This window comes from Verrucomicrobiia bacterium, assembly GCA_026414565.1.
In the GTDB taxonomy this organism is placed as follows: Bacteria; Verrucomicrobiota; Verrucomicrobiia; order Limisphaerales; family Fontisphaeraceae; genus Fontisphaera.
Map to the genome: position 1 here is coordinate 56984 of JAOAIT010000049.1, position 22158 is coordinate 79141.

Genomic DNA, 22158 nt, shown 5'->3' on the forward strand with positions numbered 1-22158 from the left:
CCCGCTCAGGGCAGCCGCAGGCGGAAATACTGCTGGTGCTCAGCGGGGCGGATGTCCCAGAACAGACTCTCCAGAGCCGGGGAGGTGTTGGTTATCACCGGCGTCCATTCGCGGAAGTCAGACGAGACTTCCAAGATGACCGGTTTGTCCGGCAGGGCCGGCACGTAAATTCGCAGCACCTCCTCTGCCTGTGTCCAGTCCACTTGAGGCCAGGGCCATGTCTTCAACTCAACGGGAAGGCGCGCAATCAACTGCGTCGCCTGCAAAACATCCACCCAGTTGGTGGCGGTTTCCCCGGCGGCCGGCAGGTTGTGGGGGAAAAGCTGCAGTTCCACCCCGGTCATGCCCTGCGGCCCTAGGCTGCCGGCGGCCGGTTGCGCCAGCAGCCAGTTTTCTCCGGCCTCGAGGGAAAACTCCAGCGACAAGTCGCCGTGGTTGGTGAGCCAGAGGGTTAGGGCTGGCGGCCAGGCCGGGCCGCCGGAAAAACGGTGAAATTGGTGGCTATTCGTCGCTGTGAGCACGGCCAGTCGGCCGGGCGCGGGCAAAAGTTCCAGCGTCACAGGCACCAAGTTGGTTTGGGAGCTGCCATTCAAGCTGAGCAGGCGCACTTCATTGGTGTAAGTGCCCGGCGCCAGGTGGTTCACTTCGGCAAGGAGACTGAGTTGCAACTCCACACTTTGGCCGCTGGCAAGCTGGCCGTCGGCGGGTTCCGTGGCGAGCCACGGTTCCGCTTCCTCCGCACTCCAGACCAGGGCGGTGCCGCCCGCGTTGCTGAGGACCAGCGACAGGGGTGCCTGGGGGGGAGGCTCGCCGCGGGTGTGCGTGAGACACAGAGGGCTTTCCCCCGCGCTGGCAATGACCAGCCGGCCGGGCTGGGGGGAAATTCGAAGACTCAGGGGCCGGAGGGTGTTGCCGGCGCCGCTGGTGAGGTTGGCTAAAGCAAGGGTGCCCTGATAGTCGCCCGGCTCCAAGGCCGCTGCGTTGGTGGTCCATCTCACTGCAACTTGAGCGGTTTCTCCGGCCGCCAGCGTCCCTTGGCCGGGTTCGATCTCCGCCCACGGCACGGAGAGGGTGGCCTGCCACGCCAGAGCATGGGGCCCGGTATTGCTCAAGAGGTAAAAACCTTGGGCGGGGTTCAGGGCGCCGCCGGTGAGGCCTTCACCGCTCAGGCCGGAATCGGGCGTGACGACAAGCAATCCCGGGCGGGCGGCGACGTCCAGCACGATGGCGCGGGTCAGTGCAGCCGAACCGGCGCTGAGGTTGATGAGGTTGACCTGGCCGGTATGCAGGCCCGGGGGCAACTGCGTGGCCGCGGCATTCAAGGTGAGCGTCAAAATATCGCTGGCTGCGGCTGGGAGCTGGCCATTGGTGAGGGACAAGTCGAGCCACGGCGCGTCCGTTTGCGCCAGCCACACGGTGGCGGCATCGCCGGTGTTGATCAACGTGTACACAAAGGTCGCGGGCGCATAGGGACCGCCTTCGTATCCGCTGGCCGTGTAGGGCAATTCCGGGCTGACGGTCAGAGCGGCGTTGGTGCCCAGGATGGTCAGGCTGACGGTGCGGGCGGCAAGAGGAGAACTTTGACCGGCGAGGAAAACCCGCGCCAGGGCTGTGTGCTGACCGGCGGGCAAGGTTTGGGCGGCAGCGGCAAGACTTAAGGTGATGGGCAGGCGCTGGCCCACCTGCAACACCCCGTTGGTGGGACTAATCTCAAGCCAGTCGGCATTTTTGTCCGTCCACCAGGGCAGGGGCGTGTTGCCCAGGTTCACCAGCTCGTAATGCGCGGCTTGGGGCGCCAGCGGACCGCCGGCGGGGCCGCCTGCCACGAGATGGGTGGCGGGCGTCAATTCGGCGGCCGGGGTGGCCAGCGGCACGAAGAGGAGGGCGGTCTGGTTGGCCAGCGTGAAAGGCGTGCCATTGACTGTGTAGCGGGCGGCTTCTTCGGGCGTGCCGTTGCCCCGGATGCCCACGGTGGCGCTGCGTCCGCCGCCGCCGGTAAGGATGCGGTTGGGCTGAACTTCCTGGTACTGAAAGAGGGCGGTTTGGGTGGCCTCATCGAGCACGGCTTGAAACGTCAGCCGGGTGCTGGACGAGCTGGCCCGGGGCACGCCATTCCAACTGACAACGACCTGACGGTGGGGGGCCTCGCCGCGGATGCCCCACGTGACGGAGCCGGCGCTGGCGGGATTTAGATCATCCCAGTAGGGGCACAGCACATAAACCGGATCGGCGGCGCTGCTGAGGTCCGTGTTGGTGGCCAGGTGCAAACCGGCGGGCGAAAAGCCCAGCAGCCCATTGGCGCCCACATAAAGCTCGGTGAAATTGCGGCCGTACCAGTTGAAAACAAAAGGCAGGGGCAGCGCCGCGCTGACGGTATCATTACTGAGGGGCAATGTTTGGGCGTTGGTCAGGGAAATCCAGGCGTAGTTGGTGCTCAGAATTTGATAGTTGGCCAGCGCCCGCCAGAGATTCACCCGCCCGCCACTGCGGCATTTGCCGGCCAGAGCAGGGGGGCGGTCCACGGCGTCGAGCATTCGCCGGATGATTTGGGTGTGATGCTCGATGGGATACCGCGCCCGCAGGAGCGCCAGGACGCCGGCCACGTGTGGAGCCGCCATGGAGGTGCCGCTCAGGAAAACGTAACTGTTGTCGGCAAGGTGGTAGGTGGAGAAAATGCTCTGACCGGGGGCGGCCAGGTGAACGGTGTTGCTGCCGTAGTTGGAAAACGAGGCAAGGTTGTCATAGCGATCAGTGGCCGCCACGGCCACCACATTATCCCGGTTGCGGAGGACACCCAGACTGGCGGGATAAAAGGGGGTGGCGTCGTTGTTGGCGCCATCATTGCCCGAGGCCGCCACCACGATGATGCCGGCGCTGCGGCAGGCGCTGATGGCGGTATCCAGGGCGGAGGAGTACTCGGTGGTGCCAAAACTGGCATTGATGATCCGCGCGCCGTTCAGGCGGGCGTAATCGAAACACTCCACCGCATCGGAGATGTAACCGTTGCCGCTGCCGTCCATGAACTTGCAAATCATGAGCTGAACGCGCCAGGCCACCCCGGCGCCGCCCAGGCCGTTGTTGCCCACCGCGCCGATAATGCCGGCGATGTGGGTGCCATGGCCCAGGTCGTCCCACAGGTTGGTGGAGTTGGGACTGCCAATGGCGTTGAGGCCGTGAAGGTCGTCCACGATGCCGTTGCCGTCATCATCGCGGCCGTTGCCGGGGATTTCGCGGGGGTTGATCCAGAGGTTGGCCGCCAGATCTTCATGGGTCAACCGGATGCCGCTGTCCACGATGGCGACAATGATATTGGAGGCGCTGTTTTGGATGTCCCAGCCTTCCGGGGCGTCGAGATCCGCATCGCCCATCGTGTTGTGCAAGGCCCATTGCGAGCCGTCCAGCACCCGGGGATCATTGGGCAGGGTGAGCGCCGGGCGCAGGAGGTAGTCCGGCTCCACAAATTCAAACCAACGGGTGGCCTGGAGCCGGGGCAGAACGTCGGCCGCCCGCAGGTGGGGGGGCAAGGCCACCACGGCCACCCCCCCGAGGCCGGCAAACTGGCGGTGGATTCTCAAGCCCATCCGGCCCACTCCCTCGGCCCAGAGCGCCTGGGCCACATCCTCCCGCGGACGCACCAGCAGGCGGTCCTCCCGCCAGGCCGGGGCGGCCGACACCCCCAGCAGGCCCGCCAGCCCCAGGAGCAGGCCTCCCAGGCCCGGGCCCCTCAAGCACCTTGTGAACCATGACCATCGCATAACCAATGCCACCGCCGCAGTACCTGCCCTAAACTTGCGATAAAAATCCGCGTTTGCAAAGGGTCTGCAGGGGGCGGGGGCAGGCAAAATAACGTGCTGCTTTGACAAGATTCGTGTGGCTGGCCCTCCAAGATTCAATATAGGTTAAAATTATAAGGTGTATTCCCATGCCCTCGGGGGAATGCCAGTGGTGTGGGATGGAAACAGGAAGGCGCAATTGCGGCGCTTTCCGCAACGCCGGAGATGTTATGACGCAACGGTTCATCAGGAAGGCAGGTGCATGCCTGTCATGGCTGGCGCTTCCCCTGGGGTTGTTCGCCGCGGCCACCGACGGTTCGGTGCGCCTGGAGGTCACGCTGTTGGATTATAATGGCTCGGGTACCAAACACTGGACGGTGGTCTGGGTGACCACCGAGGGCGGGCAGTTCATCAAGACACTGCGCAAGCAGGGCCCGAGCAGTTTTACCACCAGCCATTGGAACAGCCATTGCTCGGCTTGGGTCACGGCCCGGGGCGGGCTGAGCGCGAATACAGCTTTTGACGGTTACTCTTCCGCCACGGCCAATGATTACAGCGGCACGAACAGCCCCGTAATCATTTATTGGGATTGTCGTGATGGCAGCAACAATCTGGTGGCTGATGGCGCCTACAAATTCTGGGTGCAATATGCGGAGGACAGCGGCCAGGGCCCCTATACCACCAGCGGTTTGTTGTGGGTCAAGGGGACGGCGCCCGCCACCAATACTTACCCCGATCAAACGGGCAATTTCACCAACATGAAAGTCACCTGGATTCCGGCGGCGCCGCCGACGCAGGCGCCCTCCATCACCAGCGCGCCGCCGCCGGGGAATGGCACGGTGGGGGTGCCGTACCGATATCAATGTCAGGCCACCGGCACTCCGGCGCCCGTCTTCGAGGCGTTGAATTTGCCGCCCGGCCTGAGCATCACCCCCGCCGGTTTGATCGCCGGCATTCCGGCGAGGGCCGGGACCTACAGCGGCACCATCACGGCCTCCAACGGAGTGGCGCCATCGGCGACCCAACCCTTTGCCATCACCATTGGCGTCGTGCCGGTGAACATTCAGGCGTTGCAGTTGAGCGGCCCCAACCTGGTGCTCGAGGCTTCCGGGCCGCCCGGCGGCCAATGTCGCCTGCTGTCGGCCAGCCAGCTTTCGGCGGCAGCCGGAGGCTGGGTCTTGGTGCAGACCAATGCCTTTGATGCCCAGGGTCAACTGCGGTGGAACGCGCCGGTCAATCCTTCGCAACCCAGTCAATTTTTCCGCATCCAAATTCCTTAGGCCGGCCACGGGGTGGGGGTCATGCACAACACTTGGGCAGATCGGCGCGGCTGGAGTCTCATCCTCTGGCTGGTGGCGCAGGTGGCGCTGGCGGCGGATCTGCCCGTCTGGACGTGGGGCGGCGAAACCATGGGCTCGAAGTACCGCATCAGTGTGGTGGCGCCGCCCGAGGGGGCCGCAGTGCGGGAACGCGTGCAACAGGAGGTGGCGGAGCGGCTCCGGGAGATCAACCGGCAGATGTCCCACTATTTGCCCGAGAGCGAATTGTCGCAGTTCAACCGCGCTCCGGCCGGGAAGCTCGTGCCGGTCTCCCCGGAATTGGCCACGGTGATTCGGTTTGCGGTGAGGGTGGGCCGGGAATCGGGCGGGGCTTTTGATTTGACCCTGGCGCCGCTGATCAACCTGTGGGGATTTGGTGAGCAGGGACCGGCACTCGCGCTGCCTTCAGAAGAGGCCATTGCCGCGGCACGCGCGCTGGTGGACTGGCGGGCGGTGGAGGTGACCACTGCCAACGCCTTGCGTAAGACCAGGGAGGGGCTCAGTTTGAATTTAAGCGGCCTGGCCAAGGGGTATGCAGTGGACGAAATCTGGCGGGTATTGCAGCGCCATGGGTTGACCAATGTTTACGTGTCCATTGCCGGGGAGATTCGGGTCTCGGGCCACAGTCCACGGGGGGGATCGTGGAAGATCGGCATCTCGGCGCCGCTGGAATTATGGCGGGAGCACGATCCAATGGCGGCCATGGTGGAATTGCGCCAGGGAGCCGTTTCCACTTCCGGCGATTACCAGAAATTTGTCTATGACGCGCAGGGGCGGCGGCTCTCGCACATCTTGGATCCGCGCACGGGCCGGCCGGTGCAACATGCCTTGGGCAGTGTCACCGTGGTGGCTCCGGAGGGGATGCAGGCCGATGCGCTCTCGACCACCCTGTTTGTTCTCGGGGTGGAGGAGGGCCTGAAGTTTGTGGAGGGCTGGAGCGACGCGGCGGCGTTGTTTATTGTCCGCGAAGCTGAAGGACCCCACTTTAAATTGGTTCCAAGCCGCCGCTGGGCACGCCTGACCGGCGGGGTTGGGGCTGCCCTTCCAGAGACTTCGCCCAAGGAGTGATTCGCCGGCCAGGCCTGGGAGCCGGCGATCATCCCGCAAAATCCGGTTTGGTCGCCGGGTGGGGGGAACACGAAGTTGAGTGTGCGGCATGAGCGCCGGAAAAATCACTCCCGGCTGCCGCTGGTGGCCCTCACGGACGTCGCAAGCCACTTGACGATCCCGGGCCGTGCCATGATGCTGGGCCCCGGCTGCGCTGCCGTGCTTTCGTCCTGCGACAGCGACGCGGCGGGGGAAGCCGCTGACGGTTTCTTTGCGGATGAAGCATGGCGCGGCGCACGCGTAAATCTTTGCCCATGAAAATCAAACTTCTGGCGTTCACCTGGCTGATCGTCGCCGTGAGCCTCTTGTCTGCCCTGGCGCAAACCGAGAAACAACGGGTATTGGTGCTGACGGACATTTCCAATGAGCCGGATGACGAGGAAAGCATGGTGCGTTTTCTCGTGTACGCCAACGAATACGACATCGAGGGGCTGGTGGCCACGACCAGCACATGGTTGCGGCAGACGACGCGGGTGGATTTAATCCATCGGCAGCTCGACGCCTACGCGCAGGTGCGGCCGAATCTGCTGAAACATGCGCCGGGCTATCCCCCGGCAGATGCCTTGCGGGCCGTGACGGCGGCGGGGCAGCCCAGCTACGGCATGGCGGCGGTGGGCGAGGGCAGGAGCACGGCCGGATCGCGGCTGGTGCTGGCCGCGGCGGAGAAGCACGATTCCCGCCCGTTGTGGATCACGGTGTGGGGGGGCGCCAACACCCTGGCGCAGGCGCTATGGGACGCGCGCCGGGAGCAGCCGCCGGAAGCGCTCAAGTCCCTGGTGGCCAAACTGCGGGTGTACACCATCTCAGACCAGGACGATGCCGGGCCGTGGTTGCGCCGGGAATTCCCGGACCTGTTCTACATCGTCAGCCCCAGCGGGACGGACTGGAAGGAGTACTGGCGGGCGACGTGGACGGGCATCAGCGGGGACCGGCATTACAAAAATGGCCCGGGGTACAAGTTCCATCTGGTGGACAACCCGTGGCTGGAAGAGAACATCATCAAGAATCATGGCCCGCTGGGCGCGCTTTACCCGCGGCTGGAGTACATCATGGAGGGAGACACGCCGTCCTTTTTGGGGTTGATCCAGAATGGTCTGGGCTGGCATGTGAGTCCCGCCTACGGTGGCTGGGGCGGGCGCTACGAGCTTTACCGGGCCTACGGGGAGACGCGGCCCATCTGGACCAACAACCAGGACAGCCGCGACACCGTGACCGCCGACAACGGCCAGACGCAATGCACGGACATGGCCACCATCTGGCGATGGCGGGAGCATTTTCAGCACGATTTCGCCGCCCGGATGGACTGGTGCGTGACCGACGATTTCAAGCAGGCCAATCACAATCCCATTGCCGTTCTCAATGGCGATTCTTCCAAGCGCATCCTGGAAATCAGCGCCAGGGGCGGGCAGACGGTGACCCTCTCGGCGGCAGGGACGCGTGATCCGGATGGCGACGCCTTCGAGGCGCGGTGGTGGATTTATCCCGAGGCCAGCACTTTGCGGGATGCGCGCGGACGGCAGTTTCCGCCCGAAGTCCAGTTGAGCCAAACCAACGGCCTGACCACCAGCCTCACCGCGCCGGCGGTGAAAAAACCGGCCACGCTCCACGTGATTTTGGAGGTGCAGGACCGGGGCACACCGAGCTTGTGGGCCTATCGGCGGGCGATTATTACCGTCCAGCCTTGAGGCCGCGGGACGTTATGCCTCAAGACGCTTTTATTGGGCGATCTTCAGGCATTTCATCTGGGTTTGATCCCGGATGAGGAGTTTGCCTTGGGCGAGCGCCAGGGGTGCCCAATTTTGGGTGCGCCCGCCCACCCGTGAAGCCAGGCGGTCATTTTCCGAGCCGGTCCCGCCTTCACCGAGCACCTTGGCAGAGGCGAGAGGTTTGAATCCGGCCGGGTCAGGTTCAATCAGGTAGAGGGTTTGTGCGCCATCTGTGGCCAGAATCAGCCCGTCCGCCAGGATCATGCTGCCTTTGTTGAAATCAGGCTCCCGGCGGGTTTTCCACAGGATTTTTCCCTCCAGATTCATGCAGACCAGGCCGTCGCGCCGGTCGTTGGTGCCGTATTGGGCGTAGAAGTGGCCCTGGTAGAAGATGGGCGGTTTGGTTTGGTCGCCAAACTCGCGGGTGGTGAACACTTCCCGGGTGGAAAAATTGCCGGTCGCGTCTTTTTCGATTTTGATCAGGGTGGCCCCCAGCTCATAACCGCCGACGATGAGCAGGCGATTGTCGCCGGCCTCCACCGCATTGGCGACGGAGATGTGGCAGTGCCAGTTGGTGTATCGCCAGAGGATTTTACCGCTAAACGGGTCCAGCCCGACGACGGTGCCCATTTCGTTTTCATCGGGGCGGGTGCGTTGAAAGGGGTTGGTGGAGGGGGTGACCATGATCACCTGGTCCTGGCCATGGATTTTAAGGATGGTGGGGCTGACATATCCCACATAACCGAGGCGGGGGGTGGCCCATTTGACGTTGCCGGTGAGTTTGTCATAAGCCACCACGCCCGCCTGCGGCGCCTGGGAGGCGATGATAAGCAAATCCTGGTAAATCAGTGGGCATTGAGTGATGGCCCAGGTGGGCAACCGGCTGCCGCCAAAGTCCGTCCACACATTTTTATGCCAGAGCGGCTTGTGGGTGGGGATGTCCACGCAATAGAGATCGCCGTTGTGGCCGCAGGTGTACACCCGGTTGCCATCCACGGTGGGGACGCTGCGGGAGCCGGGGAACATGACCGTGCCGGGGGCCTCGTAGGCAAAATGCCAAAGCTCGCGGCCGGTATCGAGGTCAAAGCAGCGCAGGTTGTCCCCCACCTTGTCGTCGCGGTCCAAAAGAAAAACCTTGCCGTCCTTCACGGCAGGGCCCCCAAAACCCCGGCCCACGGAGACGGTCCAGATCACCTCCGGCCCATTTGTGGGCCAGGCGCGCAGAATACCCTTTTGATTCGAGGTGCTGTTGCGGTAGGGGCCGAGGTATTGCGGCCAGTCCAGCGAGCCTGCGGCTCCCGCCAGCCCGTGCATCAGGATTGCCGCGATTATTAGCGCCGTCCGGGCAAAGTAGGTTTTCATGGTTAAATCAATAGACCCCTCCCGCCCGGTGGCGGTTACATGCTCGCGCCGGGGGCCGGCGCTCTATTGCGGCGACAGAAGCTCTTTTGCTTGAAATTCCCGGGCCTTGGCTTGCAGCCCTTTCTCCAGCGCCTCCTGCTCCTTCAAGCCGTGTTGGGCTGCGTATTGGCGGACGTCCTCGGTGATTTTCATGCTGCAAAAGTGCGGGCCGCACATGCTGCAGAAATGGGCGGTTTTGGCGCCTTCCTGGGGCAGGGTGGCATCGTGGTACGCCCGGGCGGTTTCGGGGTCCAGGGACAGGTTGAACTGGTCTTCCCAGCGGAATTCGAAGCGCGCCTTGCTCAGGGCATTGTCGCGCAACTGCGCCCCGGGATGGCCCTTGGCCAGATCGGCGGCGTGGGCGGCAATTTTGTAGGCGATCACCCCGTCCTTCACATCCTGTTTGTTGGGCAGGCCAAGGTGCTCTTTGGGAGTGACGTAGCACAGCATGGCGCAACCATACCAGCCGATCAGCGCAGCGCCAATGGCACTGGCGAAGTGGTCATAGCCGGGGGCGATGTCCGTGATCAGCGGGCCCAGGGTGTAGAAGGGCGCTTCGCCGCACCATTCAAGCTGCTTGTGCATGTTTTCCTCGATGAGGTGCAACGGGATGTGTCCCGGCCCCTCGTTCATCACCTGCACGCCGTGCTCCCAGGCGCGGCGGGTCAGCTCGCCCTGCACGCGCAGCTCCGCAAATTGGGCCTCGTCATTGGCATCGGCGATGGAGCCGGGACGCAGGCCGTCGCCGATGGAAAAGGTGATGTCGTAAGCAGCGCAAATTTCGCAAAGTTCATCCCAATGGGTGTAGAGGAAGTTCTCCTGATGGTGGGCAAGGCACCACTTGGCCATGATGCTGCCGCCGCGGGAGACAATGCCGGTCATGCGCCGCGCGGTGAGGGGGATGAAGCGCAGAAGCACGCCGGCATGGACGGTGATGTAGTCCACGCCCTGCTCGGCCTGCTCGATGAGGGTGTCGCGGTAGATTTCCCAGGTCAGCTCCTCGGCCCGGCCGCCCACTTTTTCCAGAGCCTGATAGATCGGCACCGTCCCAATGGGCACCGGGGAGTTGCGGATGATCCACTCGCGGGTGGCATGGATATTTTTCCCCGTGGAGAGATCCATGACGGTGTCGGCCCCCCACTTGATGGCCCAGCGCATTTTTTCCACCTCCTCCTCGATGGAGGAGGCGAGGGCGCTGTTGCCGATGTTGGCGTTGATTTTGGTGAGAAAGTTGCGCCCGATAATCATCGGCTCCAGCTCCGGATGGTTGATGTTGGCGGGAATGATGGCGCGACCGGCGGCAACCTCCTGGCGGACAAACTCGGGCGTGATCTCCTCCGGAATGCGCTGGGGAAAGCGGCGGAACACGGCGGGGGTGCAGGCGTAATCCGCCAACTGCGCCGAGCCGGCGTGTTGTTTGAGGACTTCATCCCGGGCGGTGTCGTGTGCCAGGTCGGCGCGCCGGGCGCGGCCCAGGTTTTCCCGTATGGCAATGAATTCCATTTCCGGGGTGATGATACCCTGGCGCGCATACCAGAGTTGGGTGACGGGATGTCCCGCGCTGGCGCGCAGCGGTTTGCGACGGGGCGCGGTCAGGCCCTCCAGTCGCAAGGGGGTTTCGTCCTGCCGTTTGGCCTGAGCCAGGCGGCGGTGGGCTTCCGAGAGGTAGCCATCATCCGCTGGTCGGACGGGGCGGCCGTCGTATTCGGCCACATCACCCCGGGCCAGAATCCAGGCCCGGCGGAGCGGGGGCAGGCCTTCCTCCACCCGGCCATGGAAATCGGGATTCCCCCACGGACCGCTGCAATCATACACCCGCACCGGCGGATTCGGCTCGGCGCGGCCGTCGGCATAACGGGTGGGGGAAAGCGCGATTTCGCGGAAGGGCACGCGCACGTCAGGATGTAACTGGCCGTGGACGTACACCCGGCGGCTGGCCGGCAGGGGTTCGCGACTGGACGGTTCCACCGCTTGCTTGTTGGCAATCATAATCAGGACTTCATTGGGGCGCCTGGACCGGAAATGCTGGGGAAGGGAATTGGACATTCCCTGCGCCAGCATTACCTGGATCAGGTTCAACGGGTCTTCCGCGCTCGCGCGCGGAACTCTCAGCCTGCGCTGCCGGTTTTTGCGGCAGCCGGTTGGCTCCCCGCCATCCGAAATCAAGTTAAGCCGCGGCGCGGGCAGCGTCAAGCTGCCGGAATTCGTGCTTGGCCCGCGGCAGGGCTTTGCGGCTAAATGACGGCGGCATGAATCGCATCCGCCTGCTGCCCGAGCATGTGGCCAACCAGATCGCCGCCGGCGAGGTGGTCGAGCGCCCCGCCAGCGTGGTCAAGGAGCTGGTGGAGAACGCGCTGGACGCCCAGGCCACCCGCATTGTGGTGGAAATTCAGGCGGGCGGGCGCAGCCTGATTCGGGTGACGGACGACGGCATCGGCATGAGCCGGGACGACGCCCTCTTGAGCCTGGAGCGCCATGCCACCAGCAAAATCCAGCGTGCCGAGGACTTGGCGGCCATTGCCACCATGGGTTTTCGCGGGGAGGCGCTCCCCAGCATTGCCAGTGTCAGCCGTTTTATTTTGACGACCCGCGAACATCCCGGGCCGGACGGGCAGCCGGTGGAGGCCACGCAAATCGTTGTGCACGGCGGCAAAATCATGGAGGTGCATGCGGCGGGCGCGCCCCCGGGCACTTGTGTGGAGGTGCGCCAGCTTTTTTACAATTTGCCGGCCCGGCGCAAATTTTTGCGGAGCGAGGAGACCGAGGCGGCGCACATCCAACATTATTTGACCCTGGCGGCGCTCGCCCATCCGGCGGTGGCGTTCACGTACTTGAAAGAGGGGCGCATGGTGTGGCAACTGCCCGCCTTGAGCGGGGTGGAGCCGCTGAGGGCGCTGCGCGAGCGGCTGCGGGCGTTGTATGGCGAGGTGGGGCAACTCCTGGCTCTGGACGCGCAAGGGGTAATTGCGGCAGGGGAGATGGAGGAGGAGGCGCCCCCGGAGCGGCCCGAAGTGCGCTTGTGGGGATACATCGGCGCGCCGGGGGTTTCCCGGGCCACCCGGGCCGAGCAGCACCTTTTCGTCAACCGGCGGCCGGTGGAAAACCGGGGGCTGAATGCTGCGTTGCTGGAGGCGTACCACACCGCCTTGATGAAAGGCCGCTATCCGGTGTGCTGCTTGTTTCTCGAAATGGACCCGGCGGCAGTGGATGTGAACATCCATCCGGCCAAACGCGAGGTGAAGTTTCATCGCGAGCGGGAGGTGCGTGGATTCGTCACCCGGGCGGTGCGCCAGCGGCTCCTGGATTTTCACGCGGCGCCGGCGGCGGCCCGCGACACGAAGGAATCGCCCGGCCCGCAACCTGCCGCGCCGCAGGCCAGGGCGGAGGCCACACCGCCCGCGGCGCAGTTGAATCTGGCGGTGCCCGGACAGCCGGCCCTGCCGATTGCGGCCACGCCCCTGTTTAACCAGGCGGCAGCCCCGGCACCGGCAAGATCGGCGCCGCCCCCTCCGGCGGACGCCTCCCCCAGGGAGCCCGTCCCCCGGACGGTTGTTTCCTCGTCCCCTGCGTCGCCTGCGCCGGAGGCCGGGCGCGAGCCGGTGCCCCTCCTCCGGGTGCCCTTGCGGCTGGTGGGGGTGATTGGGCGGTTGTACGTGGTGCTGGAATCAGATCGCGGCCTGGTGTTGCTGGATCAACATGCGGCGCATGAGCGGGTGCTCTTCGAGCAAATGATGGCGCGCCTGGAGCGTCAGGAGGCCGTGCCAAGTCAGCGGTTGCTGACACCGCAAACGGTGGAATTGCCGCCGCGCGAGGCGCATTTTTTGAAGGAGAACCTCGCCACACTGGCGCGGCTGGGCGTGGGACTGAGCCACTTTGGCGAGCGCACCTTCCTGCTGGACAGCCTGCCCGCCTTCATGAAAACTGCCGCGGCCCGGCAATTGGTGGTGGATTTGGTGGACGAACTGCAGGCGGCCGGCGCGGCGGTCAATACGCTGCGGCTGGGCGAGCAGGTCGTCGCCAAAACCGTGTGCCGGCACGCCGTCAAGGCGCATGATCCGCTGCAAGGGGCCGAGCTTGAGGAATTGATTGAGCAACTGCGGCGTTGCGCCATGCCCTACACCTGCCCCCATGGCCGGCCCACCCTGATTGAAATGAGTTATCGGGAACTGGAGAAGAAGTTTGGGCGAATTCAATGACGGGGCCGGGCCCGGCTGCACGTTAATTGCTTAATCCAGCGCGAAAGGGCTCCCCGGGAGCACTGCCTAGTGCCGGGAAAGTATTTAAGACTTAAGTGCCCCGGCCGCCTGGCCGATAAGGATACTAACCCCTTCGAGGGGATTTCCGGATAAGGCTTGTTTGGCGGGGCGGCGTGGGATACGCTTGTCTATGCAAGACAAGCCGGCCTCAAGCTTTGGGGATTGAGGCATCACGCGAGAACCAGGCGTTTATGCGCATCCAGAACCAGTTCAGTGGCGGGAGTCGGGCATGAGGCAGGGGATGTTCAACGCTGAATCCGAGGGCGGTTCGGCGCCTCTCTCCTTGGCACCCGCCGCGGGGGGGATGGATTCCATCGAGTATTTATCGGCCATTTTTCAGCAGAGCTTGATTGGCGTGGCGGTGGTGGAGGTGGCCACCGGCCGGTATTTGCAGGCCAACGCCCGCTTTGCCGAGATTGTGGGATATCCCCTCCCGGAGCTGTTGCAGCGCACTTTCCAAAGCATTACCCACCCGGATGACCTGGCCCAGGGCACGCGATTGCGCGAGGCGCTCCTGCAGGGGCGCATCCGGGAGTACCATTTCCAGAAGCGATATGTACGTGCCGATGGCGGGGTGGTCTGGGGATCAGTGGCGATTAGCGCGGTGGGGGCGCCCGGTGAACCATGCCGCCGCGCACTGGTGTTCTTGACCGACATCACCGATGCCAAACGGGTGGAGCTGGCACTGCAGGCCAGCGAGCAGCAATATCGCGAGCTGGTGGAAGGGGTGAATTCCATCATCCTGCGCATGAATCCGGAGGGCAAGATCACTTTCGTCAATGCCTTTGGCGAGCAGTTTTTTGGGTGGCCGCGGCAGGAGCTGACGGGCCAGAACGTGGTGGGCACCATTGTGCCCGAGCGGGAGTGCACCGGGCGCGATTTGCGGGAGTTGTTGGCGGCCATTGCCCATCATCCCGAGGCTTTCGAGCACAACATCAATGAAAACATGTGTCGCGATGGCCGCCGGGTTTGGATTGAATGGCTGAACCGGGCGGTGGTGGACAAGGACGGCCGGTTGGTGGAAGTTCTGTGTGTCGGCCACGACATCACGGCCCGCTGGGAGGCGGAACGGGCACTGCAGGAGCGGCATCGGCAGTTTTCGCAGTTGGCGGAGGCGGCGCGGCAACTGCACCGCCACTTGGAAGTGCCTGCCATTCTGCGGCTGCTGGTGCAAACGGCGGTGAGCCTTACCGGCGCCTCCGGTGGGGCTGCCGGACGGCTGGAGGGCGGGAAAATGGTGTTCAAGGAGTATTATGCCGGCGGCCGGTGGGTGCCCATTGATTATCAGTTCCCGGAGGGCTACGGCGTGCCGGGGCTGGTCATGCAAACCCGCCAGCCCTACGTCTCCGCCCACGCCCCCACCGATCCGCATGTCATTCCGGAAATTCAACAAGCCCTGGGCCTCGTAACCCTGGCCGATGTGCCCATCTTCAGCCATCAAGGCGAGTTGCTGGGGTGCATCGAAATACACAATAAACAAGGAGGCCAGCCATTCAACGAGGTGGACGTGGAGCTGCTGCAAATCCTCGCGGCCACCGCGGGCATTGCCCTCCATAATGCCCAACTCTATCAGTGGACGCAGCAGGAACTGGCCGAGCGCAGGCGCATGGACGCCGTGTTGCGCGAACAGGAGCGGCGGTTGAAGGAATCGCAACGCATCGCACGTATTGGCTCCTGGCATTGGGATTTAGTCTCGGGCCAGCTCTCGTGGAGCGAGGAAACGTACCGGCTTTATGGCGTGTCTCCGGACACATTTACGCTCAAGCTGGAAAGCTTTCTGCAACTGATTCATCCGGAGGATCGCGCCGCCATGCAGCAGTGGGTGGAAGATTGCATGCAGGGCTGCAGGCCTGGGGATTTAGAATTTCGCGCTGTACTCCCTGATGGCTCGGTGCGCTGGTTGAATGGCCGGGGCGAGCGGGTGTGCGACGTGGAGGGCCGTCCGTTGATCATGCACGGCACGGTGCAGGACATCACGGAGCGCAAACGGGTGGAGGCGGCGCTGCGGGAAAGTGAGGAGCGCTACCGGGCCCTGTTTGAACGCAGCATGGACGCCGTGTTTTTGTGCGACTTCGAAGGCCGTTTTTTGGACGCCAACCAGGCGGCCTTGGACTTGCTGGGCTACGCCCGCGAAGACATCCAGAGCCTGGAATTTCATCATTTGTTGACTCCGGAACAGCTTCCCCTCGCGTTTCGCACCGTGCGGGAAGTTCTGGAGACAGGCCGGCAGCAGACGCCCACCGAATACGTGCTGCGTCGCAAGGATGGGCGGACGATCATGATGGAAACCCATGCTGCCTTGATTTACATGGACGGCCGGCCCTGGGCCATCCAGGGCATCGGGCGCGACATCACCGCCCGCCGTCAAGCCGAGCAGGCCGAGCGCGAGGCGAGGCAATTCCTGCAAACGATTCTGGACACGGTGCCGGCGCGGGTGTTCTGGAAGGATCGGCAGTCACGCTACCTGGGATGCAACCTTGCCTTTGCGCGCGATGCGCAGGTGGCTTCGCCGGCGGAGATTGCCGGGAAAACAGATTATGACCTGGTTTGGAAGGAGCGGGCGGCGCAATACCAGGCGGTGGATCAGGAGGTGATAGACAGCGGGCAGCCACGGCTGCGATACGAGCTGGCCATCACTCATCCTGACCGGACGCAAAGCTGGCTGATTGTGAGCAAAACCCCCCTGCGCAATGCCCAGGGGGAGATTATCGGTGTGCTGGGCATTTACGAGGACATTACCGAGCTGAAGCAGATGCAGGAGGCCCATGACCGCCTGCAACAGCAACTGTTGCATGCGCAGAAACTCGAATCAGTGGGGCGGCTGGCGGGCGGCGTGGCGCATGATTTCAATAACATGCTCCAGGCGATCCTGGGGAATGTGGAGCTCGCGATGCAGGAGGCCGGATTGCCGCCTGAGGTGACCGAGTCCCTGGACGAGATCAAAAAGTCCGCCGAGCGGTCGGCGAAATTGACACAACAGTTGCTGGGGTACGCGCGAAAACAGACAATCATGCCGCGGCGGTTGGACCTGAATGAGGAGATCGGGCAGTTGTTGCTGATGCTGCAACGGCTCATTGGGGAGCATATCAAGCTGGTGTGGGCGCCGGGGCCCGGGCTGGGATGGGTGTGGCTCGATCCGGGGCAGTTGAATCAGGTGCTGGCCAATTTGGTGGTCAACGCCAAGGATGCAATTGGCGAGCGCGCGGGAGGCCAGATCACCATTGAGACGGCGCGGGTGGTCCTGGACGAGGCGTATGTGGCCCAGCACGCCGGCGTCACACCGGGGGAATATGTCATGGTGGCGGTGAGCGACAACGGGGTGGGGATGAGCGCGCAGGTCAAAGCGCGATTGTTCGAGCCGTTTTTCACCACCAAGGAGCTGGGCAAAGGCACAGGGCTGGGACTGGCCACCGTGTACGGCATCATGCAGCAGAACGGGGGACAGGTGAATGTCTATAGCGAAGAGGGACAGGGGACCACCTTTAAGCTCTATTTCCCTTGTCTGGCGGGTGAACTCACGAGGCCGGAAGAAAGCGGCGAGGTCAGGCCGGCGGAGAATGGAATGCCGGGGGCCCGCGGGGAAGAGGTGGTGCTGCTGGTGGAGGACGAGGAGCAGGTGCTGGAGCTGGAGCGGCGCCTGCTGGAGCGGCGGGGCTATCGGGTACTGGCTGCATGCGGGCCGGAGGAGGCGCTGGCGCAGGCCGGGCGCATCACCGGCAGGCTGGATTTACTGATCACCGATGTCGTGATGCCCGGGATGAATGGCCGGGAGCTGCGGGACCGGCTGCGCCAACGCTGGCCGCGGTTGAAATGCCTGTTTATGTCGGGTTACACGGCCAATGTGATTGCGCATCATGGCGTGTTGGAGGAAGGGGTTGATTTCATTCCCAAACCGTTTTCAGCCGTTGATTTTTGCCGGAAAATCCGGGCAACATTGGACGCCGAAAACCGCGATGATTAAACTCCTGTGGCTTTGACTACCGTCCAGTGGCCAGCGGTTCAGCGCCTGAGCAAGATCATTTTCTCCGGTTGGGGAGTGCTGGGCGTGGCGGCCTTCTGTTTGGCGGCGGTGCCGCCCGCGCCGGTGCCGGTGGAAAAGGAGGCCCCCTGGCGCATTGCCAACTTTTCCAAAGATGCCGGCGTGGGCCGGCGGAATGTGTTTGATCTGGCCTTTGAAACCAACGGCGTGGCGTGGTTTGCCGTTTCGGATGGCTTGTACCGGTACGATGGCTATCACTGGCGCAAATTCACCGTGGCCGACGGGCTGCCCAGCAGTTTCATCCGCTCCGTCACCGTGACCCGCGAAGGGGTGCTGTGGGTGGGGACGGATCGCGGCGCAGGCACGTTCAACGGGCAATACTTTTCGCATCTTGCGCCGCCGGAAAAACTGGCCGGCCCCAATGTGCGGCGGATCGTCCAGACACGGGACGGGGCTTTGTGGTTTTGTTGTGACCGGTGGCCCGATGCCACGCAGCCGGGCGGTCTGACCCGCTGGTTTCAGGGCGCGTACACCCATCATGGGGTGTCCAACGGACTGCCCAGCGATCATGTCATCAATCTTTTTGAACAGTCCAATGGCACGCTGATCGTGATGACCGGCAAAGGTCCCGCCATGGGGCAGGCCGGGAAATGGCAGTATATTGCCTTCACCGAGCCGGGTTATTCTTTTGAGGATTTTAGCTGGGGCGTCATTGAAACGCCGGAGGGCTGGCTGTTTGCGCAGGCGCAGAATAATGCCTTTTATTTTGACGGTCAGCGCTGGCGTGCATGTCCCCGCGAAGGCACGCCCAAATACCTCCCCCTCTGTCTGGCCAGGGATGGCTCGGTCATTGCGGCGGGGGATATTGGGCCGGAGGCGGTCAGCTTCCTGCGCTGGGACGGGCAGAAATTCATGCGGGCAAGCGCGGTGCTGCGGGGGGAGGCCCTGGACGTCAAGCATCTCAAGGCGGCGCCGGACGGGGCGATTTGGGCCGTGGGCCGCGGCACCATCCTGCGGTGGGAGTACGGGCCGGGTTTGTGGGAATGGCACCCGCAATACAGCCAGGTGTTGCTTGAAGACCAGCAGGGGCGGCTCTGGTTCGCCGGTGAACGCGGGCTGGTGTGTCAGGGGGAACGGTCATCCACCACCTTTTTGCAGGCGCAACCTCCCCTGGTGCAAGGCGCCCAGCAAAGCCTCTGGTTCAATGCCGCAGGGGGCGTCACGCGATGGGTGAACAATCAGACTGAGGGCTACCATGTCCATGAATGTGGTTTGGAGCTTTTCTTCGATGGCGTGGCGGATGGCACGGGCCGTTACACCTGGTTTTATGGCCGCGGGGGAGGGCGCCGTCACGTCATTGCCCGGCATGGCGCGGAAGGCTGGCAGTTGTATGACTCCGAAGCGCTGCGGCGGCGGGAAGTGATTTCCATGGCGGCGGATCCTGAGCACGGCGTGTGGGTGGTGCTGAACGACGGTGAGAACACGAGATATGAGATCGTCAAAGTGACCACCAACGGCCTGGCCGTGCCACCCGTGGCGGGGGAGTATCCGCGGGTATATCGCCCCCAGCTTTGTGTCAGTCATCAGGTCTTATATGTCTTTGGCTACAGTGGTTTGTGGACTTCGCCGCTCACTGTCCCGCTTAAGTTCACCTATGTGGAACAGGCCAAAGGGGTGGTGAGTTTTGGCCGAAGCGTGGGGGAGGTCAGTGCCTTTGTGGTGCGCGAGGGTATTGATGGACGCGCAGCGATTGTGGTGCACCGCGGCGCCAACTGGTTCCGGCATCCCATTCACTATGGCCAGCGGTTATGGCTGGGGGAAACGGGCTGGCTGCTGGTGGCAGACGGCGCGGAGATGGTGTTATGGCAGGTGCATGAATGGGATGCGCCCACCTACTTGTCGCTCCCCGCGGAGGCCTCCATCAATTCCTTGATTCGCATTCGGGATCACGATTTCTGGCTCGGCACTTCCATGGGGGTATTGAGGCGACACTCCCGCCCCATTCAGCCGGATACCGACCTTGGGGGGCCTGCCGCGGTGGACGAGGACACACCAGCCGTCTTCTTCGCCCGCGGGCTGGCGCCCTTTACGCCATTGGAGCAAAACCGCCGCTACTCCTTCTCCTGGCGGCTGAATGACGGGACCTGGTCGGACTATGGGGACTGGCCGGCCGCGGGGCTGATGTTCACCAATCTGCCGAGTGGCACCCACTTTCTGTCAGTGCGGGCCCGGGACGGTCTGGGGGGTGAAGATCCCAGCCCGGCGGTGTTATCGTTTGTGGTCAAACCATTGCCCTTGCAGAAACAGCCATGGTTTCGCTGGGCCGTGGGCAGCGGGGTGGCCATGCTGGCGGTGTTGAGCGCGGCCCTGGCCCTGTTGTCGCGGCGCCTGCACATGTATGCCAACCACCTCAAGGATCTGGTCAAGGCGCGCACGGCGGAGTTGGAGGAGGATGTCGCCCGGCGGCAAAAAGCCGAAGCGGCGGAGCGCGAGGCGCGCCAGTTGTTGCGGAGTGTGCTCGATACCGTGCCGGCCCGGGTTTTTTGGAAGGACCGCCATTGTCGTTATTTGGGGTGCAACCTGTCGTTTGCCCTGGATACCCGGTTGCCTTCGCCCGAGGCGGTGGTGGGCAAAACCGATGACGAACTGGAGTGGAAGGAGTTTGCGGCGCTTTACCGGGCGGACGACATGGAAGTCATGGACTCCGGCAAGCCCAAACTGGCCTTTGAAGAACCCATCATCATGCGGGGAGAACGGCGGTGGCTGCGCACCAGCAAGGTGCCCCTGCGGGATGTCCAGGGCAACATCATCGGCGTCCTGGGCACTTACGAGGACATCACCGAGCGCAAGCAGGCCCGGGAAGAACTGGCGCGCCGGGTGGAGTACATGCGGGTAATTGCCGAGCTGGCCAGCGAGTTTGTGGCCACCACCGCGGATCAAACGGACCCGCTGGTGCAGCGGACGCTGGCCACGATCGGGCAGATGACGCACGCCGACCGGGCTTATGTGTTTTTGCTGCGGGAGAATGCGCCCGTCGCGGACAACACCCACGAATGGTGTGCGGAAGGCATCGAACCACAGAAGCCCAACTTGCAGGGCATCAACATCGCCTCCATGCCGTGGTGGGTGCAACAAATGCGGAGCGGCAAAATGCTTTACATCCCCGACGTAAGCCGCATGCCGGCGGAGGCGGCGGCCGAACAAAAGTTGCTGGCGGCCCAGGGCATCCAATCGCTACTGGTAATCCCCATGATGGAGATGGGGGAGCCAATGGGGTTTGTGGGTCTGGATTCCGTGCGGCAACCGCGCCAATGGAGCTCCTCCGAGCAGGACTTCCTGCGCCTGATCAGCGCCACGATCATGCATGCGTTGTTGCGGCGGCGCGCCGAGGAGAAACAACTGGCTTTGCAAACCCAGCTTATGCACGCGCAGAAAATGGAATCGGTGGGCCGGCTGGCGGGCGGGGTGGCCCATGATTTCAACAACATGCTGCAGGCGATTCTGGGGAATGTGGAGATGGCCTTGCTCGAGGAGGAACTGCCGGCGGGGTTGCGGGAGCACTTGGAGGAAATCCGAAAGTCGGCCGAACGCTCGGCGCGGCTGACCCAGCAATTGCTGGGGTATGCCCGCAAACAAACCATCCTGCCGCGCCGGGTGGATTTGAATCAGGAGATCGCCCAACTGATGCAGATGCTGCAACGCCTCATTGGGGAGCACATCAAGTTGGTGTGGGCGCCGGGGGTGGACCTCTGGCCGGTGTGGCTGGACCCGGGGCAGTTGAACCAGGTGTTGACCAATCTGGTGGTGAATGCCAGAGACGCCATCGGGGATCGCCCGGGAGGCCAGATCACCCTGGAGACCGCAAATGTGGTGCTGGACGAGGCGTACGCCGCCCAGCATCCCGGTGTCACGACGGGGGAATATGTGCGGGTGGTGGTGAGCGACAACGGCAGCGGCATGAGTGCGGAAGTCAAGGCGAAGCTGTTTGAGCCGTTTTTCACCACCAAGGAGGTGGGCAAGGGGACGGGCCTGGGACTGGCCACGGTGTATGGCATCATGCAGCAAAATCGCGGGCATGTGAGCGTCACGAGCCAGGAGGGGCAGGGTGCCGCCATCATGCTGTACTTCCCCCGTCATGTCAGCCCGCAGGAGCAACGGGAACGCGAGCAGGAGGCCGAGGGATTGCCAGGGGCGCGGGGGGAGGAGCGGGTGATGTTGGTGGAGGATGAGGACCAGGTGTTGCAACTGGGGCGGCGCCTGCTGGAGCGCCGCGGGTATCGGGTGCTGGCGGCACATTCGCCGGCCGAGGCCTTGGAAAAGGCGGAGGCCTGTGACGGGCCGATTGATTTGTTGATCACCGATGTGGTGATGCCGGGCATGAACGGCCGGGAGCTGCGGGACCGCTTGCGGCAGAAATGGCCGGGCTTGAAATGTATCTTCATGTCCGGCTACACCGCCGATGTGCTGGCTCCGCATGGGGTGCTGGAGGAGGGGGTGGCATTTCTGGCCAAGCCGTTTTCCGCCCAGGATTTTTGCCGGCAGGTCCGCTGCTTGTTGGACCAACCGGCCTGAGCACCGGGGGCCGCCGCGCACCCGGCCGCTGGCGGGGCGGCGCAT

At 63.7% G+C, this 22158-nt stretch carries 9 protein-coding genes and 1 riboswitch; of the genes, 6 read left to right on the top strand and 3 right to left on the bottom strand.

Annotated elements, in window-relative coordinates; genetic code table 11:
• Nucleotides 1-5: 5 nt before the first annotated feature.
• Entirely contained in the window at nt 6-3728 is a 3723-nt protein-coding gene (locus N3J91_11385; protein ID MCX8157030.1) for a S8 family serine peptidase, read from the bottom strand.
• Between the two features lie 275 nt (nt 3729-4003).
• On the opposite strand from N3J91_11385, the gene N3J91_11390 reads away from it, so the two are divergent.
• The 3 genes from N3J91_11390 to N3J91_11400 all read left to right on the top strand — a co-directional run bounded on the left by N3J91_11390 (nt 4004) and on the right by N3J91_11400 (nt 7884).
• On the top strand, nt 4004-5053 hold the full coding sequence (locus N3J91_11390; protein MCX8157031.1) for an Ig domain-containing protein: 1050 nt from the start codon (nt 4004-4006) through the stop codon (nt 5051-5053).
• A 21-nt stretch (nt 5054-5074) separates the two neighbouring features.
• Nucleotides 5075-6160, top strand: coding sequence for an FAD:protein FMN transferase (locus N3J91_11395; GenBank protein ID MCX8157032.1), 1086 nt, complete (start codon nt 5075-5077; stop codon nt 6158-6160).
• 293 nt (nt 6161-6453) lie between these two features.
• Nucleotides 6454-7884, top strand: coding sequence for a DUF1593 domain-containing protein (locus tag N3J91_11400; protein MCX8157033.1), 1431 nt, complete (start codon nt 6454-6456; stop codon nt 7882-7884).
• Between the two features lie 30 nt (nt 7885-7914).
• Here the strand turns inward: N3J91_11400 and N3J91_11405 are convergent, their stop codons facing one another.
• Together N3J91_11405 and thiC are read right to left on the bottom strand one after the other, a co-directional pair.
• Nucleotides 7915-9267, bottom strand: a complete 1353-nt coding sequence (locus N3J91_11405; protein MCX8157034.1) for a PQQ-like beta-propeller repeat protein — start codon at nt 9265-9267, stop codon at nt 7915-7917.
• 63 nt (nt 9268-9330) lie between these two features.
• Complete coding sequence (gene thiC, locus N3J91_11410; protein ID MCX8157035.1) at nt 9331-11295, bottom strand: phosphomethylpyrimidine synthase ThiC; 1965 nt, start codon at nt 11293-11295, stop codon at nt 9331-9333.
• Nucleotides 11296-11335: 40 nt separating this feature from the next.
• A riboswitch (TPP riboswitch) is annotated at nt 11336-11468 on the bottom strand.
• 87 nt (nt 11469-11555) lie between these two features.
• On the opposite strand from thiC, the gene mutL reads away from it, so the two are divergent.
• The 3 genes from mutL to N3J91_11425 all read left to right on the top strand — a co-directional run bounded on the left by mutL (nt 11556) and on the right by N3J91_11425 (nt 22113).
• Nucleotides 11556-13502, top strand: a complete 1947-nt coding sequence (gene mutL / locus N3J91_11415) for a DNA mismatch repair endonuclease MutL (protein ID MCX8157036.1) — start codon at nt 11556-11558, stop codon at nt 13500-13502.
• Nucleotides 13503-13791: 289 nt separating this feature from the next.
• A complete protein-coding gene (locus N3J91_11420; protein ID MCX8157037.1) occupies nt 13792-17523 on the top strand; it encodes a PAS domain S-box protein in 3732 nt (1243 codons plus the stop codon).
• 6 nt (nt 17524-17529) lie between these two features.
• On the top strand, nt 17530-22113 hold the full coding sequence (locus tag N3J91_11425; protein MCX8157038.1) for a response regulator: 4584 nt from the start codon (nt 17530-17532) through the stop codon (nt 22111-22113).
• The last annotated feature ends 45 nt before the right edge of the window (nt 22114-22158 follow it).

Bases quoted from the DNA above. Each gene is read 5' to 3' on its own strand.
- mutL (MCX8157036.1), top strand. From the start codon at position 11,556: ATGAATCGCATCCGCCTGCTGCCCGAGCATGTGGCCAACCAGATCGCC.
- N3J91_11390 (MCX8157031.1), top strand. From the start codon at position 4,004: ATGACGCAACGGTTCATCAGGAAGGCAGGTGCATGCCTGTCATGGCTG.
- N3J91_11405 (MCX8157034.1), bottom strand. From the start codon at position 9,267: ATGAAAACCTACTTTGCCCGGACGGCGCTAATAATCGCGGCAATCCTG.
- thiC (MCX8157035.1), bottom strand. From the start codon at position 11,295: ATGATTGCCAACAAGCAAGCGGTGGAACCGTCCAGTCGCGAACCCCTG.
- N3J91_11395 (MCX8157032.1), top strand. From the start codon at position 5,075: ATGCACAACACTTGGGCAGATCGGCGCGGCTGGAGTCTCATCCTCTGG.
- N3J91_11400 (MCX8157033.1), top strand. From the start codon at position 6,454: ATGAAAATCAAACTTCTGGCGTTCACCTGGCTGATCGTCGCCGTGAGC.
- N3J91_11420 (MCX8157037.1), top strand. From the start codon at position 13,792: ATGAGGCAGGGGATGTTCAACGCTGAATCCGAGGGCGGTTCGGCGCCT.